1 pseudogene is annotated in these 239 nt (G+C 64.0%); it reads right to left on the bottom strand.

Annotated features, from left to right (window positions below):
* Positions 1 to 239: pseudogene (locus G7A66_RS12940) on the bottom strand (MFS transporter); the annotation flags it as partial.

The following is a 239-nucleotide window of genomic DNA, read 5'->3' as shown; positions in this document are numbered from 1 at the left end:
AGAAAAGCCACAAGAGGATGAGCGCCGAAACAAAGGATCCAAGGCTCATGATGAAAGCGGTCGAGGGCAGGGTGAAGCCTGCAGCGAAGAGCGCCCCCGCGCCGGCGGGGCCGAAAGCTGCGCCCGCTCTTCCCACGCCCACTCCGAAGCCGATGCCGCGTCCGCGCAATTCTGCAGGGAAAGCCTCAGCGAGGAGAGCGTAGAACGCGACGCCGCCCGAATTGAAGAATACGCCCACC

The organism is Alteripontixanthobacter muriae (genome assembly GCF_013336795.1).
Classification (GTDB): domain Bacteria; phylum Pseudomonadota; class Alphaproteobacteria; order Sphingomonadales; family Sphingomonadaceae; genus Pseudopontixanthobacter; species Pseudopontixanthobacter muriae.
Note: the sequence above shows the minus strand (reverse complement) of the source record. Positions and strands in the feature narration are given on the sequence as shown.